A 15504-nucleotide genomic window follows, 5' to 3' on the forward strand; every position below is an offset into this window, starting at 1 on the left:
CTTGCCGGTGACGGAGCGTGTCGAGATGATCGCTGCTGGTCAGCTCTCTCTTCCCGTTCGCAGGAGTCCAAGTGCGCAAGCTGCTCAGTGGGTCGGCCGTGATGCTGCCCGCCGCGACCGTGTCCCTCCTGGCGCTGTCCGCCGTCCCGCCCGCGGGCGCGGCGCCGGCCCGTCCCGATCTCGCCGAGCTGGTGACGATCAAGGACGTGCGGCGGCATCTGGACGCGTTCCAGCAGATCGCCGACTACAACGGCGGCAACCGTGCGGCGGGCACGTCCGGGTACGACGTCTCGGTGAAGTACGTCGTCGGGCGGCTGCGCAAGGCGGGGTTCTCGCCGACGGTGCAGAAGTTCAGCTACCCGTACTGGTTGCAGCGTTCGGAGCCGGTCATGTCCCGGACGGCCGGCAAGAGCAAGAAGAAGGCGTACAAGGCGGGCGAGGACTTCGCCGCGATGATGTACTCGGGGTCCGGGGACGTGACCGCCCGCGTGATCGCCGTGGACGTCCCGGCGAAGGGCGAAGAGGGCACCAGCGGGTGCGAGAAGAAGGACTTCAAGGGCTTCGGCAAGGGCGCGATCGCGCTCATGCAGCGCGGGAAGTGCTCGTTCGAGACGAAGGCGGCGCGCGCGCGGGCCGCGGGCGCGGCCGCGGTCGTCATCTACAACAAGCCCGGCGAGAAGGGCCCGATCAACGGGACGGTCGCGAAGCCGTCGAAGCTGCCGGTCGTGTCCACGACCCACGAGATCGGCGCGGCGCTGGCGAAGGCCGCGGCCAAGGGCGGGCTGACGCTGCGGGTGAAGACGGACACCGAGCACGGGAAGCGGTCGTCCAGCAACGTCATCGCGGAGACCAAGCGGGGCCGGGCCGACAACGTGGTCGTCGTGGGCGCGCACCTCGACAGCGTGCCGGACGGTGCGGGCATGAACGACAACGCGACCGGTTCGGCCGCGGTGCTCGCGGTCGCCGAGGAGATCGGCGCGCTCGGCGAGAAGGGCCTGCGGAACCGGGTGCGGTTCGCCTGGTGGGGCGCGGAGGAGGAGGGGCTGCGCGGCTCGACCCACTACGTCGAGGAGATGGACCCGTCGGACCGGCGGAAGATCGCCGTCAACCTCAACTTCGACATGCTCGGCTCGGTGAACGGGATCCGCGCCGTGTACGACGGCGACCACTCGCTCGGCCAGGGCACCACGCCGCCGGCGGGGTCGGCGGCGATCGAGCGGATGTTCCGCGAGTACTACGAGCGGCGCGGCCTGCCGACCGCCGAGAGCGTCTTCAACGGGCGTTCCGACTACGGCCCGTTCATCGAGCACGGCATCCCGGCGGGCGGCATCGCGACCGGCGCGGACGGCGTGAAGACGGCGGCGGAGGCGAAGGCGTACGGGGGACGCGCGGGCAAGACCTACGACCCGTGCTACCACGCGAAGTGCGACCGGATGAAGAACGTGAACATGAAGCTGCTGGACACCAACGTCGACGGGGTCGCGCACGTCACGCAGCTGCTCGCGGCCAGCACGGTCGCGGTGAACGGCGACGCGCGGCTGCTCCCGCGGGCGCTCGGCGTGGCGGCGCCGCTGTGGAGCGGCGGTCACCTGCTGCGCTGACCGGGCGGGGCGGGCACGGGGCGGGGCCGGTCGCCGGCCCCGCCCCGTCCGGGTCCGGGTCCGGGACCGCGTCCGGGTCCGGGTCCGGGTCCTAGCGTTCGCCGCCGGGCTTCCACAGGACGTCGCCGTGGTCGAGGTTCGCGACCCGGCAGAGGATGAACAGCAGGTCCGACAGCCGGTTCAGGTACTTCACGGCCAGCGGGTTGACGCCGCCCGCCACGGCCTCGGGGTCGTCGACGGCGGCGGCGCCGTGCGCCTCGACCGCCGCCCACGCGGTGCGTTCGGCGCGCCGGGCGACCGTCCGGGCGACGTGCAGCAGCGCGCCGCCGGGCGTCCCGCCCGGGAGGATGAAGCTGCGCAGCGGCCGCAGCTTCGCGTTCTGCTCGTCGCACGCCGCCTCGAGCCGCTCGATGTAGGACGCCTCGATGCGCAGCGGCGGGTACTCCGGGTCCGGGACGACCGGCGCGCAGAGGTCCGCGCCGACGTCGAACAGTTCGTTCTGGACGCGGAGGAGGAGCGCGGCGACGTCCTCGGGCAGGGAGCCGAGGGCGAGCGCGACGCCGATCGCGGCGTTGGCCTCCTCGACGTCGGCGTAGGCGGCCAGGCGCGGGTCGGTCTTGCGGGTGCGGGACGCGTCGCCCAGCGCGGTCGTCCCTTCGTCGCCCGTCCGGGTGTAGATCCGGGACAGCACGACGGGGTTCTCCCTGTTCTTCGCCATGCCGGTCACCCTAACGCCGGGCGGTGTCCCGAAGGGTGTTCGGTAGGGTTCGGGCTACACCCTCACCCCGGGAGGTGCCGTGTACGACTACATCATCGTGGGAGCGGGCAGCGCGGGATGCGTGCTCGCCGCCCGGCTGACCGAGGACCCGTCCGTCACGGTGCTGCTGCTGGAGGCGGGGCCGCCCGACGACGCCCCCGAGATCCACATCCCGGCGGCCGTCGCGTCGCTGATCAAGGGCCCGTACGACTGGGACTTCTCGACCGTCCCGCAGGAGCACGCCGCGGGCCGCCGCGTGTACTGGCCGCGCGGGCGGACGCTCGGCGGCAGCTCGTCCACCAACGCGATGATCTACATCCGCGGGGCCCGGCACGACTACGACGCCTGGCGGGACGAGCACGGCTGCACCGGCTGGGGCTATGAGGACCTGCTGCCGTACTTCCTCCGGTCGGAGGACCAGCAGCGCGGCGAGAGCCCGTTCCACGGCGTCGGCGGCCCGCTCCGCGTCGAGGACCTGCGCTTCAAGCATCCGCTCACCCAGGCGTGGGTGAAGTCGGCGAAGGCGCACGGGCTCGCCGCCAATCCCGACTTCAACGGCGCCGGGCAGGACGGCGTGGGCTTCTACCAGGTCACGCACAAGCGGGGGCGCCGCTGGTCGACGGCGGCCGGGTACCTGCACCCGGTCGAGCACCGCCCGAACCTCACCGTGGTCACCGACGCGCTCGCGACGCGCGTCCTGATGGAGGACGGACGGGCGGCGGGCGTGACGTACGAGTCGCGGGGGGAGTCGCTGACGGCGCGCGCCGACCGTGAGGTCGTGCTGTCCGGCGGGGCGGTGAACAGCCCCCAGCTCCTCATGCTCTCGGGGATCGGGCCCGCCGACCATCTCCGCGAGCACGGCATCGAGGTGCTCGTCGACTCCCCGGTCGGCCGGAACCTGCAAGACCATCCGTTCGTGAACGTCATGTTCGCCACGCCCCGGACCAAGAACCTCTGGGAGCAGGCGAACGCGCGCGCGTTCGCGCTGCACGCCGCGCTGGGGCGCGGCCCGTACGCGTCGAACGTCGCGGAGGCGGGCGGGTTCGCCCGGACGTCCGAGGGGCTGCCCGCACCCGACCTCCAGTACCACGTGCTGCCGACCCCGTTCATCGACCAGGGGCTCGTCGAGCCGTCGCAGCGGCTCCTGTCGGTGATGGTCACCGCGATCGCGATCCGGAGCCGGGGGTCGCTCACCCTGCGTTCCGCGAGCCCGCACGCCAAGCCGCTGATCGACCCGGCGTACCTCGCGGAGAAGGAGGATCTCGACATCCTGGTCGCGGGGGTGAAGCAGGCCCGCGCGATCGCCGACACCGGGCCGCTCGCGTCCCTCGTCGGCGGCGAGTTCGCCCCGGGGGAGCAGGTGTCCGACGACGCGGCGATCGCCGAGTTCGTCCGGCGCGAGTGCGCGACGCTGTTCCATCCGACGAGCACGTGCGCGATGGGCGCGGTCGTGGACAACGACCTGCGCGTGCTGGGGGTCGAGGGCCTGCGCGTGGTGGACGCGTCCGTCATGCCGTCCGTCCCGCGCGGCAACACGAACGCCCCGACGATCGCGATCGCCGAGCGCGCGTCGGACCTGATCCGCGGCGAGACCCCGCTCAAGCCCGCGAACGTCCCCTGAGAGCGCCGCCGGCAGAACCCCCCGGAACGAGGAACGCCCCCGTCCGTCCGGACGGGGGCGTTCGGTGCGGGACGCGCGGCGTGCGCGTACAACCCGCGGCGGTCACCGCTTCAGGGCCTTCGCGAGCCGGACGCGGCGGGCCCGGCGGGCCTCGCTCCGGCGCTGCCGTACGCGGTCGTCGATGATGTCCCGGGTGATCTCCGGACGGATCATGGCCTGCTCCTCGTCTTCCGCCGGGCCCTCGTGGCCCGACACCTACGAGGTTCGTCCTAAGGCGGTGCCTCTCACATCGGGACGAAGGCTTATCTGCGGGCCCGGGCACCGCCTTAGACGCCCGCGTCGGCTTATGCGCGGGGGGTGGGGACTCGTAGGGATGCGGCATAAGGTGCTTTACTAGCGAGTACTACGCATGCAAGCGAGCACTTACCCGCCTCCCGGGAGGTTCCCATGTCCGTGGCCACGGAGCGCACCGAGAAGACGTTCGCGTCGCTGAACCCGGCCACCGGCGAGGTCGTCGCCGAGCACCCGGTCCACGACGGGGACGACGTCGCCGCCGCGATCGACCGGGCCCGGGAGGCGTCCCGCTGGTGGGCGGAGCTGGGCTGGCGCGAACGCCGGGTGCGGCTGCTCAACGTCAAGGGCTCCCTCGCCCGCAACCTCAACCGGATGGCCGAGGTCATCCACCAGGAGACCGGCAAGCCGGTCGCCGACGCCCAGCTCGAGACGATCATGGCGATCTCGCACCTGGACTGGGCGGCGCGCAACGCGCAGAAGGTGCTCGGACCGCGCAGCGTCTACCCGGGCATGATGGCGATCAACCAGAAGTGCACCCTGGAGTACCAGCCGCTCGGCGTCGTCGGCGTCATCGGCCCCTGGAACTACCCGATCTTCACCCCGATCGGGTCGATCGCCTACGCGCTCGCCGCCGGGAACGCCGTCGTGTTCAAGCCGTCCGAGTTCACCCCCGGCGTCGGGACGTACCTGGCCGAGCTGGTCGCCGGGGTCGTCCCCGAGCACCCGGTCCTGCAGGTCGTCACCGGGTACGGCGCGACGGGCGCCGCGCTCGCGTCGTCCCCGCACATCGGCAAGCTCGCCTTCACCGGTTCCGCGCCCACCGCCCGCAAGGTGATGGCCGCCTGCGCCGAGAACCTCACCCCGATCGTCGCCGAGTGCGGCGGCAAGGACGCCTGCATCGTCGACGCCGACGCCGACCTCGACGCCGCGGCGGACGCCGCGCTGTGGGGGGCGATGTCGAACGCCGGGCAGACCTGCATCGGCGTCGAGCGGATCTACGTCGTCGACCGCGCCTACGACGCGTTCCTCGGCAAGCTCACCGACAAGGCCCGCGAGCTGCGGCCCGGCTTCGACCGCGAGGCCGCCTACGGGCCGATCACGATGCCCGGCCAGCTCGACGTCATCGAGCGGCACATCAAGGACGCCATCGACAAGGGCGGCAAGGCGGTCGTCGGCGGGCCCGAGTCCGTCCGCAAGCCCTACGTGGAGCCGGTCGTCCTCACCGACGTCCCGGACGACTCCGCCGCCGTCCGCGAGGAGACGTTCGGCCCGACGATCACCGTGCACCGGGTCGCCTCGCTCGACGAGGCCGTCGAGAAGGCCAACCGCACCGGCTACGGGCTCGCCGGGACGATCTTCTCCGGCAACAAGTCCCGCGCGATGGAGGCGGCCCGCGCGATGCGGTCCGGCATGACGTCCATCAACGCGTTCGCCGCGTTCGCGCAGGTCGCGGCGCTGCCGTTCGGCGGCGTCGGGGAGTCGGGCTTCGGCCGCATCCACGGCGCGGACGGGCTGCGCGAGTTCGCCCGCCCGAAGGCGATCACCCGGCAGCGGTTCGCGACCATGAACCTGACCTCGTTCGCCCGCTCCGAGAAGGAGATGGCGCGCGTCCTCGGGCTCATCAACATGCTGCACGGCAAGCGCTACAAGCGGTGACCATGGACGGCGGTTTCGCGCCGGTGCGCAGCGGATGGCGGGCCCCGCTGCGCCCGGTGCCGCCGCCCCCGGCCGGCTTCCGCCCGTTCGCCGCCGACGACCTGCACGCCATCGCCGCCCTCATGTGGGACGCCTACCGCGGCACCCCCGACGAGGACGACGTGGGCGGCCCCGACGGCGCGCTGCGGGAGCTGCGGCGGACGCTGGCCGGCGAGTACGGGACATTCCTGCCCGGCGCGTCGTTCGTCGCCGAACCGGACGGACGTCCCGTCGCCGCGGCCCTCGTGACCGTCTACCGGGACGAGCCGCTGCTCGCGTTCCTGTTCACCGCGCCGTCCCACACCGGCCGCGGGCTCGGCCGCCGGCTCGTCCTGGCCGTCATGCACGCAGTCGCGGAGCAGGGCCACGACATCCTCACGCTCGCCGTGACCCGCCGCAACCGCCGCGCCCGCCTCCTGTACCACCGGCTCGGCTTCGTCGAGATCGGCTGACCCCGGACCCCGAGGGGTCAGGCGTCGGGGATCCAGTTCCCGTGGAACCCGGCCGGAACCCGGCGGGGCAGCCGGACGGACGCGACGGTCCGGGCGACGTCCGTCGCGTCCAGGACGACGAGGTCCGCGCCGGACGAGCCGGAGACGATCGACAGCAGCCAGCCCTCGTCCTCTGCGCGCGCCCCCTCGGCCGGGACGAACACCGCCTCGCCCACGTGCACGTCCCCGTCGAACGCGTGCGTGGACGACGAGCCGTCCCGCACGTCGTACTTCACGATCGCGCTGCCGGACACGGTGTAGAGGTACCGGTGCGGCAGGCCCGTGCGGGCGTCGTCGTGGGTGGGGAACTCGACGGCCCGGTCGTCCAGCGGCTCCTCGGCGGCCCGTCCGGTCGCGGGATCGAGCGTCCAGCGGTGCAGGCGGGCGGCGTCGAACACCGCGGCCGCCCGGACCGGGTCGGCGGACCCGCCGATCCGCTCCCACAGGGCGGTGAACTCGCGGGGGGCGTAGCGCACCCCGTCGAGGACGATCCGGCCGGCCGCGTCCTCGTGCGCGTTCCCGACGTGGAAGACGTAGCACGGGTCGACGTCGAACCAGCGGACGTCCCCGGCGGCGTCCCGGGGCATGACGCCGAGCCGCGCCCCGTACGCGTCGTCCCAGCGGAACGGCAAGGAGACGTCGGCCATCGCCAGGTCGGCGTCGAAGACGACGGGCAGGTCGAGCCAGACGACGTGGTTCTCGGTGATCGCGAAGTCGTGCATCATCGTCCCCGCGGGCACCTCGATCTCGCGGCTCTCCACGAGACGCCCGTCCGCCGCGAGACGGTGGTAGGTGAGGTGCGGCGGGAAGACGCCGTAGCCGAAGAACAGCAGCTCGCCGGTCGCCGGGTCCCGCTTGGGGTGCGCGGTCATCGCGGTGGTGAGGCGCCCGCCGAAGTCGCGGATCCCGAGCGTGTCGAGGTCCGGCGTCACCGCGTGGGGGAGCCCGGCCTCCACCAGCGCGAGGATCTCGCCGGCGTGCCGGACGACGTGGGTGTTCGCGGGGACGGCGGTGAGGTCGAGGGTCCCGTCGTCCCGCATGTACGGGGCGTCCTCGGTGAGCTCCCGGGTCCGGACCCAGCGGTTGCGGTACCACTCGGCGCGGCCGGCGCGGAGCCGCACGCCGTGCAGCATCCCCGGGCCGGCGAACCAGTGGCCGCTCGGCCGTCCCGGCGGCGGGTTGGGGCCGTTGCGGAAGTAGCGTCCGGTCAGCTCGGGCGGGAGGGCGCCCGTGACGGGGAGGTCCAGTGCCTCGATCTCGTCCGGGACGGGGGCGAGATGCCCGTCGAGCCACATGCCGGTGTCCTGGGTCATGGTGGGTCCTGCCTCTTCGTCCGGGGGCCCGTTCCGGCGCGTGGAGCCGCCTCGCGAGCATATTCCACTTCTGACAGGTCGAATTTAGACATTCCTGTTCTGACATGTCAAGAAAGAAATGTAGGGTGGACGCCATGAGCCTGCGATACGCCGTGCTGGGACTGATCGCCGAACTGGACGGTGCCAGCGGCTACGACCTGCTGAAGATGTTCGAGATCTCGCTGGCGAACGTCTGGCCGGCCACGCAGAGCCAGCTCTACGGCGAACTGGGGAAGCTCGCCGACGCCGGGCTCATCGACGCGGCCGCCGAGGGGCCCCGCGGGCGCAGGGAGTACTCGATCACCGACGCCGGGCGGGCCGAGCTGCACCGCTGGCTGGTGGAGGTCGAGCCCAAGAAGCCGATGCGCGACGAGACGCTGCTGCGGGTGTTCCTGCTCGGCACGGTCACCCCGCAGGAGGCGCAGGAGTACATGCGGGCCCAGGCCGCCCGGCTCGACGACGCCCTGGACGATCTCGCCGTCCTCGACGAGACCGTGGACTGGGACGACGACGACCTCTCGCGCTACGGACGGCTCGTCATCGAGTACGGCAGGCGGTCCATCGCGATGCGCCGCGACTGGTTCGAGTGGGCCCGCACCGAGATGCGGACGTTCGACGAGTCCGTCCGGTAGCGCGGGCGGACGTCCGGAACCTCGCGGGGCCGAGGCGCCCGGGTCACTCCTGCCAGAACTGGAACAGGGCGTGGCCGATCGCGATCTGGAGCTCCTCGAGGCCGATCGCGTCGGTGACGTAGTAGACGAGGTTGAAGAAGCCCTCGTTGATGGGGCCGAGCCACAGCAGCGCCACCAGCACCAGGAACGCGTACCCCGCGTACTGGCTCGCCTGCCGCACCCAGCTCCGCGGCAGGTACGGCTCGATGATCCCGAAGCCGTCCAGGCCCGGGATCGGCAGCAGGTTCAGGATCGCGGCCGTCACCTGAAGGAACGCCAGGAACGCCACGCCGACCCAGAAGACGCTGTGGGAGTCGTCCGCGAGGGTGTTGAGCAGGACGGCCAGGACGACGGCGAACAGGATGTTCGACAGCGGCCCGGCCGCCGAGATCAGGCTGTGCCGGATCTTCCCGCGGATCGAGTGCCGGTCGATCCACACCGCGCCGCCGGGCAGGCCGATCCCGCCGAGCAGGATGAACAGCACCGGGATCGCGAAGCTCAGCACCGTGTCGGCGTACTTGAACGGGTTGAGCGTCAGGTAGCCCTTGGTGGCGATGCCGTGGTCGCCGGAGCGGAACGCCATGTAGGCGTGCCCGAACTCGTGCAGGCACAGCGACACGATCCAACCCGCCAGCACGAACACGAACAGCGCGATCCGGGCCGGCTGGTCGGTGATCTGCCCGTACCGCCACGTGATCAGCCCCGCCAGGGCCGTCGCCGCCACGATCACCAGGAACACCGGGCTCGGCCGGACCGCCGAACCTCCCCGCGTTCCGTGCGCGATGTCCGTCATGTCATGCCCCTTCCGCCGCGATGGCCGGGACGACGTAGGTGCGCAGGAAGCGGCGCAGCCCGTCGGCGTCCCGGTCGCGGTCCATCACGATCAGCGAGGTGATGATCCGGAAGAGGAACTCCACCGTGCCCTCCACCTCGATGTCCGGCCTGAGCGTCCGCTGCCGCTGCGCGCGCTCGAAGTGGGGCCGGACGTACTCGCAGCACAGTTCGAGGACGTGCTCGGCCGCCCCCGCCACGGCCGCCTGCATGTGCCCCGCCGCCTCCGGCACGAGGAAGTGCGCGATCGTCGGCGCGTCGCGGACGTACTCGACCGCGTCCAGCGTGCCCTCGACGATCGCCTCCGGCACCGACCGCTCCCTGCGGAGCCGCTCGGCGAGGTGGTCGAGGAAACGCAGCAGGTCGCGCACCACGACGGCGAGGATCAGTTCGTCGCGTCCCCCGGTGACGGCCCGGTAGACCGTCGCCCGCGACAGGTTCGCGGCGGCGGCGATGTCCTCGACGGTGGTCTTGGCCACCCCGAAGCGGCCGAAGCACTCTTCGGCGGCGTCGATGATGCGCTCGCGCGTGGCGTCGGAGGCGACCGGGGGCATGCCCTGAACATTACCGGGCCGTCGCCCCTGCCCGTGATGCGTAGGGAGTTCCCTACGCTTGACGCGTAGGGAACTCCCTACCTATTGTGGGGCGCATGGCGAACGACGTCTTCGCCGCACTGGCCAGCCCGGTGCGGCGCGAGCTGACCACCCTCCTCCTGGACGGCCCGCGCTCGGTGAACGAGCTCGCCGCGCACTTCGCGATGAGCCGCCCGAGCGTCTCGGAGCATCTGCGCGTCCTGCGCGGCGCCGGGCTGGTCACCGAGCGCCGCGAGGGCCGGCGGCGCCTCTACACGCTCGAACCGGAGCCGCTGATGGAACTGTCGGAATGGCTCACCCCGTACGAGCGGTTCTGGCGCGCGCGGCTGTCCGACCTGCGCACCCTGCTGGACGACGAATCCCGCGAACACCACGAGAACACCGAACACGACGGAAACGAGGAGCCCGCATGAACGAGCACGCGATCGAGGTCGACGAGTTCCTGCCGCACCCGCCCGCGCAGGTCTGGCGCGCGCTCACCGACCGGGACCTGCTGGCCCGCTGGCTGATGCCGAACGACTTCGAGCCGGCCGTCGGCCACCGGTTCACCTTCACGACCCGTCCCATCCCGAACATCGACTTCGACGGGACGATCGACTGCGAAGTCCTCGAGATCGACGAGGGGCGGCTGCTGCGGATCTCCTGGGGCGGCGGCGGCCTCGACACCACCGTCACCTGGCGGCTGGCCGCCGAGGGCACCGGCACGCGCCTGTTCATCGAGCACCGCGGCTTCGACCTGGACGACCCCGCGCAGCAGTTCGCGTTCAAGGGCATGGACAGCGGCTGGCGCACCGGCGTCCTGCGCGCACTCCAGGACCTCCTCGCGGACGAGCCCGCGAAGTAGCCGCCGCCCTCGCCACCCGTCCCGATGGCCGCGACCGCCGTGCCGCGTCCTTCTCGGAAGACCGCCCGAGCGCACCTGACGGACGGGTGACGAGCCTCTATATCCATTCCAATATCGGGAGCTGATCCATACCAGTATTGGACACGCTCGCATGTCGGTGATCTTCTAGCCCGCATGACTCGACCCTTTCGGCTGCGACTGGGCGTCGCGGCACTGACCACCTGCGCGCTGCTCGGCGGCGCCGCCTGCGGAGCCGCCCCCACCGACACCCGCGTCGCGATCCCCGCCGCCGACGCCGGCCGCATCGGCTCGAACGCCGGTCTGAAGAAGGAACTGCGGGAACTGGAGAAGACCCGCGGCGTGCGCATCGGCGCGGTGGGCATCGACCTGGCGACCGGCAGGACCGTCGGCTACCGCGCCGACGAACGCTTCCCGTTCAACTCGATGTTCAAGGTGTTCGCGTGCTCCGCCGTCCTGCACAAGGCGCGAACCGAAAGCCCCGGGCTCATGGACGAGGTGATCCGCTGGAAGCCCGACGACATGGCCGGGCTGACCGGGAACTCGCCGGAGACCACCGAGTACACCGACACCGGCATGACGCCCGCGCAGCTGTGCCGCGCGGGGATCACCAAGTCCGACGGCTTCGCGGGCAACACGCTGCTGAAGCAGATCGGCGGGCCGTCCGGCCTGACGGGGTACTTCCGCTCCCTCGGCGACCGGGTCAGCCGCCTCGACCGTCCCGAGCCCTACCTGACCGAGTGGGAACCCGGCGAGGTCCGCGACACCACCACCCCCGCGGCGTCCGCCCGCACCTTCACCGAACTCACCACCGGCAAGGCCCTGCACCCCCGCGACAGGGCGCGGCTCGTCGGCTGGCTGAAGGCCAGCCTGACCGGAGCGAAGCGGATCAAGGCCGGGCTGCCCGAGGACTGGACGGTCGGCGACAAGACCGGCACCGGCGGCGCGTCGAACCACGGCACCGCCAACGACATCGCGATCGTCTGGTCGCCCGGGACGAAGGCGCCGATGATCATGTCCGTCCTCACCAACCGCACCACCGACGACAGCCCGGCCGACGACAAGGTGATCGCCGACACGGCGACCATCCTGGCCCGGGCCCTCGGCCGCCTCTGACGGTGTCGGGCGTGCCGTAAAAGCGGTTGGCCGGTCGCGGAGGCTGCGCATAGTTTCCGGTCATGGACGTCCTAGATCTCCTCAAGCGCTCCGGCGGTCCCGTCACCCGCAGCGGACTCGTCCGCGACCTGGGGAAGTTGGGCGTGGCCGAGGGCGACATCGTGATGTTCCACACCCGGATGTCGGCGCTGGGGTACGTCGCGGGCGGCGCCCCGACGGTCATCGACGCGCTGCGGGACGCGGTCGGCGCGGAGGGCACCCTGATGGTCACCTGCGGCTGGAACGACGCCCCGCCCTACGCCTTCACCGACTGGCCCGCCGATTGGCAGGCGGCCGTGCGCGCCGAGCATCCCGCCTACGACCCGCAGGTCAGCGAGGCCGACCACAGCAACGGCCGGTTGCCCGAAGCCCTGCGCCGCCGGCCGGGAGCGGTACGCAGCCGTCACCCCGACGTCAGCTTCGCCGCTCTCGGCCCGGCGGCCCACTCCCTGATGGACGACCACCCGTGGGACGACCCGCACGGTCCCGGCAGCCCGCTGGCCCGCCTGGCCGCCCGTGGCGGCCGGGTGCTGCTGCTGGGCGCACCGCTCGACACCCTGACGCTGCTGCACCACGCGGAGGCCCTCGCCGAGGCGCCGGGGAAGCGGTTCGTCGACTACGAGCAGCCGATCACCGTGGACGGCGAGCGCGTCTGGCGGCGCTTCCACGACATCGACTCCGAGAACGGCGCGTTCGACTACACCCCGGTCGTGCCCGAGGGGCAGGACGCCTTCGAGGTCATCGCCCGCGACATGCTCGCCGCCGGGCACGGACGACGTGGACGGGTCGGCGCCGCGACCAGCCACCTGTTCGAGGCGGCCGACGTCGTGACCTTCGGCGTCGACTGGATCGAGAGCAGACTCGCGAACCCCTGAGCGCAGCGCCCTGGCCCCGGCGGGCTCGCCGCACGAGCCGAAGAAGCGCGTCACCCGCTCCGCCGCCGCGGGTTCCGCCGCGGCGAGCAACTCCAGCAGGCCGTCGCTGGAGGACGCCGAGATGTGGACGCGGCCCGTCGCGCGCCACACGCCGTGCCGATCCCGCGCGATCGTCCACTCGGGGAAGATTCGCCGCAGGAAGAGCAGCAGCACGCCCTCGTTCACGCGGGCACCGGTTCGAGTTCGGCCCACACGACCTTCCCGCCCTCGCTCAGCGGACGGGTGCCCCAGCGGCGCACGAGCGCCTCGATGAGCAGGAGCCCGCGCCCCGATTCCGCGGCGAAGTTCACCGGACGGACGATCGGCGGCGCGTCCGACACGTCCCACGCCTCCACCACGGCCGCGCCGTCGTCCCGCCGGTAGGCCCGGACGACCACGGGGTCGCCCGCCCGGGACCCGTGCCGGATCGCGTTGGTGGCCAGCTCGCTGATCACGGTCCGGGCGACGTCGTCGTCCAGCCGCCACGCCCCGAACGTCACCGCGACGAAGTCGCGCACCTGCTTGATCGCCCCCGCATCCGCCTTGATCACGAGGGTATGTGGCTCGCCGGACATGGTCACCTCACCGATTGTCGATTCCCGGTGACAGAGTGCGCCCGGCGGCTTACCGTTGTCGCGTGCCCCCGCAAAATCTGGAAAAGCGCCGATCTTGAAAGGCCGGGCAGATGACGAACGAACCCCCCGACCCGATGGCGAGCATGTGGGCATGGATCGCCTACCAACTGCGCTATCAACGCATCGAGCGCAGCCTCTCCGGCGACGCGGTGGCCAAGCTGCTCAACTGCTCGCGCGCCACGATTTCCAGACTGGAGACGGGAGAGGCGCGCTTGACGGAGAAGCAAGCGGCGAAACTGGACAAAGAGTGGAGACTGGGCAAGTTCTTCGCGGTGGCCTTGTGGTATGCCCGGCTCGCCCCCGAGCCGCAGTGGTTGGCGACCTACACGAACTTCGAAGGTCGCGCCTCAATGGTTCAAATGTTCAACGGGCAGGTGATCCCTGCCCTTCTTCAGACGCCCGACTACGCCCGATCGCTCCTAGAGAGCGGATATAACGGCGAAGATGTGGTGAAAAAGGCTCTTGCTGGCCGTCTCGCACGCCAAAAGATCCTTGCCCGACCTGAGCCGCCGGAACTCTGGGTCCTAATTTCCGAGAATGTTCTGACGTGGCCTGTCGGTGGAAGGGAGGTCATGTGCGCCCAACTCGCACACCTTCAGGAGTCGGCAAGTCGACCCAACATCACCATGCGTATCGTCCCCCGCCGCTCCGGGGCTTCCGAAGCACTGGACGGTGCTTTCAAGATCATGACTGTGCGCGAGGGGGAGATCGGTTATATTGAGGCCGCGACAGGTGGGCGGCTTATCCGAGATGTCGATGGTGCACGTGCATTGAGGATGCGCTTCGAGCGCATTGGAGCGAAGGCGCTTCCCGTGGACTCCACGGAAGAGCTGATTCAGCGATCTATGGAGGCGCTAGGGTGACACATCTTGTTTGGCGTAAAGCAAGCCGCTCCGTAGACGGGACGTCCGCCCAATGCGTGGAGCTCGCCGCGCTTCCGGACGGGGTGGGGGTGCGTGATAGCAAGGACCCTGACGGCGGTCACTTGACCCTCACGCCCGCTGCCTTCCGCAGGCTGGTAAAGCAGTGGAAATGACTCAGTGGCGCAAGTCTCGCCGAAGCGAGTCACAGGGGGACGCGTGCGTGGAAGTTGCCGCGCTGCCTCATGGGGTCGGGGTTCGGGACAGTAAGAGGCCCGAGGGTGGGCATCTTGTGCTCGGTGGCGCCGCGTTCCGGGCGTTGCTGGACGAGATGAAGCGGTAGTCAGAGCGCGTAGTTCCGCAGGTGGCGGAGCGCGAGGGCGGCGTGCGGCCCGTCCGTGACCAGCGTCGACCGGTCGGCGGGGAGGCGGCGGGCGCCGACGCGGCAGAACTCGGCGGCGGGGCCGCGGATCACCGACTCGGCCTCCGGGTCGCCGTACTCCCAGCGTTCGCCGTCGGGGCCGGTCAGTTCGCACCGGACGGGCCCGGCCTGGACGCCCGCCGCCGACAGCGCGTACGGGAGGCTGCGGTGGGCGAGCCAGGCGATGTGCCGCAGCCGGGAGGTGTCGGGGTAGGCGGCGCCGAGCGGGTCGGTGATGTCGAGCGCGTGCGCCCAGTGCTCGGCGATGCGCGTCGTGGCGAGCGTCCGGGGAGACAGGGGTGCGGCGACCCACGTGAGCTTCGCCCCGCGGTCGCAGGTCCGCAGTGAGTCCAGCGATCCGTACGCGGAGGTCCGCCAGCGGGCGAGCAGGTCTCCGGGGGCCGTTCCGCGGTCGTCCGCGACGAGGCGGTCCATCATGTCGTCCAGGGCGACGCCGGGCTCGCGTTCGAGCAGCGAGTCCCGTCCCTCGATGGAGGCGAGCACGAGTTCGTTGGTCTGCGCCAGGTGGAGCACCACGTCGGCGATCGACCATCCCGCGCACGCGGACGGACGTTCCCAGTCCGGGGCGTCCAGGCCCGTGAGGACCTCGTCGAGCCGATCGAACTCCGCCGCCAGATCGTCGAAGACGTCCATGGCGCCACGGTACCGAAGCGCGTTCTGTTCAACCAGGGGCGAGCGGGCCGGACGGTCGCGTGGTCGGCTTCGGGGAGCGCGGTGCCGGCCGGTCGGG

At 71.4% G+C, this 15504-nt stretch carries 18 protein-coding genes; 12 read left to right on the plus strand and 6 right to left on the minus strand.

From position 1 onward, the window contains the following. Positions 1-71: 71 nt before the first annotated feature. A complete protein-coding gene (locus ACFQ11_RS10870) occupies positions 72-1601 on the plus strand; it encodes a M28 family peptidase (protein WP_378297891.1) in 1530 nt (509 codons plus the stop codon). Positions 1602-1692: 91 nt separating this feature from the next. Here ACFQ11_RS10870 and ACFQ11_RS10875 read toward each other — a convergent pair whose 3' ends face one another. After that, positions 1693-2319 carry a cob(I)yrinic acid a,c-diamide adenosyltransferase gene (locus ACFQ11_RS10875; protein ID WP_378297892.1) on the minus strand — a complete coding sequence of 209 codons (627 nt, stop codon included), beginning with the start codon at positions 2317-2319 and terminating at the stop codon, positions 1693-1695. A gap of 79 nt (positions 2320-2398) precedes the next feature. On the opposite strand from ACFQ11_RS10875, the gene ACFQ11_RS10880 reads away from it, so the two are divergent. From ACFQ11_RS10880 to ACFQ11_RS10890, 3 genes are all read left to right on the plus strand, one after another. Next, positions 2399-3979, plus strand: coding sequence for a GMC family oxidoreductase (locus tag ACFQ11_RS10880; protein ID WP_378297893.1), 1581 nt, complete (start codon positions 2399-2401; stop codon positions 3977-3979). Between the two features lie 447 nt (positions 3980-4426). Continuing rightward, complete coding sequence (locus ACFQ11_RS10885) at positions 4427-5929, plus strand: aldehyde dehydrogenase family protein (protein ID WP_378297894.1); 1503 nt, start codon at positions 4427-4429, stop codon at positions 5927-5929. A 2-nt stretch (positions 5930-5931) separates the two neighbouring features. Further along, positions 5932-6420: a GNAT family N-acetyltransferase gene (locus tag ACFQ11_RS10890; protein WP_378297895.1), complete on the plus strand. Its 489-nt coding sequence runs from the start codon at positions 5932-5934 to the stop codon at positions 6418-6420. A gap of 17 nt (positions 6421-6437) precedes the next feature. Here the strand turns inward: ACFQ11_RS10890 and ACFQ11_RS10895 are convergent, their stop codons facing one another. Then, on the minus strand, positions 6438-7772 hold the full coding sequence (locus ACFQ11_RS10895) for a carotenoid oxygenase family protein (RefSeq protein ID WP_378297896.1): 1335 nt from the start codon (positions 7770-7772) through the stop codon (positions 6438-6440). 134 nt (positions 7773-7906) lie between these two features. On the opposite strand from ACFQ11_RS10895, the gene ACFQ11_RS10900 reads away from it, so the two are divergent. After that, on the plus strand, positions 7907-8443 hold the full coding sequence (locus ACFQ11_RS10900) for a PadR family transcriptional regulator (RefSeq protein ID WP_378297897.1): 537 nt from the start codon (positions 7907-7909) through the stop codon (positions 8441-8443). A gap of 43 nt (positions 8444-8486) precedes the next feature. Here the strand turns inward: ACFQ11_RS10900 and ACFQ11_RS10905 are convergent, their stop codons facing one another. Together ACFQ11_RS10905 and ACFQ11_RS10910 are read right to left on the minus strand one after the other, a co-directional pair. Beyond that, entirely contained in the window at positions 8487-9275 is a 789-nt protein-coding gene (locus ACFQ11_RS10905) for a site-2 protease family protein (protein ID WP_378297898.1), read from the minus strand. A gap of 1 nt (position 9276) precedes the next feature. Beyond that, complete coding sequence (locus ACFQ11_RS10910) at positions 9277-9867, minus strand: TetR/AcrR family transcriptional regulator (RefSeq protein WP_378297899.1); 591 nt, start codon at positions 9865-9867, stop codon at positions 9277-9279. Positions 9868-9962: 95 nt separating this feature from the next. Between ACFQ11_RS10910 and ACFQ11_RS10915 the strand changes: the two genes are divergently transcribed. The 4 genes from ACFQ11_RS10915 to aac(3) all read left to right on the plus strand — a co-directional run bounded on the left by ACFQ11_RS10915 (position 9963) and on the right by aac(3) (position 12798). After that, complete coding sequence (locus ACFQ11_RS10915; RefSeq protein ID WP_378297900.1) at positions 9963-10319, plus strand: ArsR/SmtB family transcription factor; 357 nt, start codon at positions 9963-9965, stop codon at positions 10317-10319. Next, entirely contained in the window at positions 10316-10750 is a 435-nt protein-coding gene (locus tag ACFQ11_RS10920; RefSeq protein WP_378297901.1) for an SRPBCC family protein, read from the plus strand. Before ACFQ11_RS10915 ends, ACFQ11_RS10920 begins: the two co-directional genes overlap by 4 nt. A 174-nt stretch (positions 10751-10924) precedes the next feature. Next, on the plus strand, positions 10925-11884 hold the full coding sequence (gene bla, locus ACFQ11_RS10925) for a class A beta-lactamase (protein ID WP_378297902.1): 960 nt from the start codon (positions 10925-10927) through the stop codon (positions 11882-11884). A gap of 62 nt (positions 11885-11946) precedes the next feature. After that, the gene (gene aac(3) / locus ACFQ11_RS10930; protein ID WP_378297903.1) at positions 11947-12798 is read left to right on the plus strand and encodes an aminoglycoside 3-N-acetyltransferase; all 852 of its coding nucleotides are present in this window, start codon (positions 11947-11949) and stop codon (positions 12796-12798) included. A gap of 221 nt (positions 12799-13019) precedes the next feature. Here the strand turns inward: aac(3) and ACFQ11_RS10935 are convergent, their stop codons facing one another. Next, the gene (locus tag ACFQ11_RS10935) at positions 13020-13388 is read right to left on the minus strand and encodes an ATP-binding protein (protein WP_378297904.1); all 369 of its coding nucleotides are present in this window, start codon (positions 13386-13388) and stop codon (positions 13020-13022) included. 134 nt (positions 13389-13522) lie between these two features. Between ACFQ11_RS10935 and ACFQ11_RS10940 the strand changes: the two genes are divergently transcribed. The 3 genes from ACFQ11_RS10940 to ACFQ11_RS10950 are packed head-to-tail and all read left to right on the plus strand — an operon-like array spanning position 13523 to position 14675. Further along, entirely contained in the window at positions 13523-14335 is an 813-nt protein-coding gene (locus ACFQ11_RS10940; RefSeq protein WP_378297905.1) for a helix-turn-helix domain-containing protein, read from the plus strand. Then, entirely contained in the window at positions 14332-14508 is a 177-nt protein-coding gene (locus ACFQ11_RS10945; RefSeq protein ID WP_378297906.1) for a DUF397 domain-containing protein, read from the plus strand. Before ACFQ11_RS10940 ends, ACFQ11_RS10945 begins: the two co-directional genes overlap by 4 nt. Continuing rightward, the gene (locus tag ACFQ11_RS10950) at positions 14505-14675 is read left to right on the plus strand and encodes a DUF397 domain-containing protein (RefSeq protein WP_378297907.1); all 171 of its coding nucleotides are present in this window, start codon (positions 14505-14507) and stop codon (positions 14673-14675) included. The genes ACFQ11_RS10945 and ACFQ11_RS10950 overlap by 4 nt, the downstream gene beginning before the upstream one ends. Here ACFQ11_RS10950 and ACFQ11_RS10955 read toward each other — a convergent pair whose 3' ends face one another. Continuing rightward, entirely contained in the window at positions 14676-15407 is a 732-nt protein-coding gene (locus tag ACFQ11_RS10955; RefSeq protein WP_378297908.1) for a maleylpyruvate isomerase family mycothiol-dependent enzyme, read from the minus strand. Positions 15408-15504: the final 97 nt, after the last annotated feature.

It is taken from the genome of Actinomadura sediminis, assembly GCF_042675525.1.
Taxonomy (GTDB): Bacteria; Actinomycetota; Actinomycetes; order Streptosporangiales; family Streptosporangiaceae; genus Spirillospora; species Spirillospora sediminis.

Excerpts from the sequence above, each read along its gene's own strand:
- ACFQ11_RS10875 (WP_378297892.1), bottom strand. The coding sequence starts at position 2,319 with ATGGCGAAGAACAGGGAGAACCCCGTCGTGCTGTCCCGGATCTACACC.
- ACFQ11_RS10885 (WP_378297894.1), top strand. The coding sequence starts at position 4,427 with ATGTCCGTGGCCACGGAGCGCACCGAGAAGACGTTCGCGTCGCTGAAC.
- ACFQ11_RS10890 (WP_378297895.1), top strand. The coding sequence starts at position 5,932 with ATGGACGGCGGTTTCGCGCCGGTGCGCAGCGGATGGCGGGCCCCGCTG.
- ACFQ11_RS10895 (WP_378297896.1), bottom strand. The coding sequence starts at position 7,772 with ATGACCCAGGACACCGGCATGTGGCTCGACGGGCATCTCGCCCCCGTC.
- ACFQ11_RS10900 (WP_378297897.1), top strand. The coding sequence starts at position 7,907 with ATGAGCCTGCGATACGCCGTGCTGGGACTGATCGCCGAACTGGACGGT.
- ACFQ11_RS10905 (WP_378297898.1), bottom strand. The coding sequence starts at position 9,275 with ATGACGGACATCGCGCACGGAACGCGGGGAGGTTCGGCGGTCCGGCCG.
- ACFQ11_RS10910 (WP_378297899.1), bottom strand. The coding sequence starts at position 9,867 with ATGCCCCCGGTCGCCTCCGACGCCACGCGCGAGCGCATCATCGACGCC.
- ACFQ11_RS10915 (WP_378297900.1), top strand. The coding sequence starts at position 9,963 with ATGGCGAACGACGTCTTCGCCGCACTGGCCAGCCCGGTGCGGCGCGAG.
- ACFQ11_RS10920 (WP_378297901.1), top strand. The coding sequence starts at position 10,316 with ATGAACGAGCACGCGATCGAGGTCGACGAGTTCCTGCCGCACCCGCCC.
- bla (WP_378297902.1), top strand. The coding sequence starts at position 10,925 with ATGACTCGACCCTTTCGGCTGCGACTGGGCGTCGCGGCACTGACCACC.
- ACFQ11_RS10940 (WP_378297905.1), top strand. The coding sequence starts at position 13,523 with ATGACGAACGAACCCCCCGACCCGATGGCGAGCATGTGGGCATGGATC.
- ACFQ11_RS10950 (WP_378297907.1), top strand. The coding sequence starts at position 14,505 with ATGACTCAGTGGCGCAAGTCTCGCCGAAGCGAGTCACAGGGGGACGCG.
- ACFQ11_RS10955 (WP_378297908.1), bottom strand. The coding sequence starts at position 15,407 with ATGGACGTCTTCGACGATCTGGCGGCGGAGTTCGATCGGCTCGACGAG.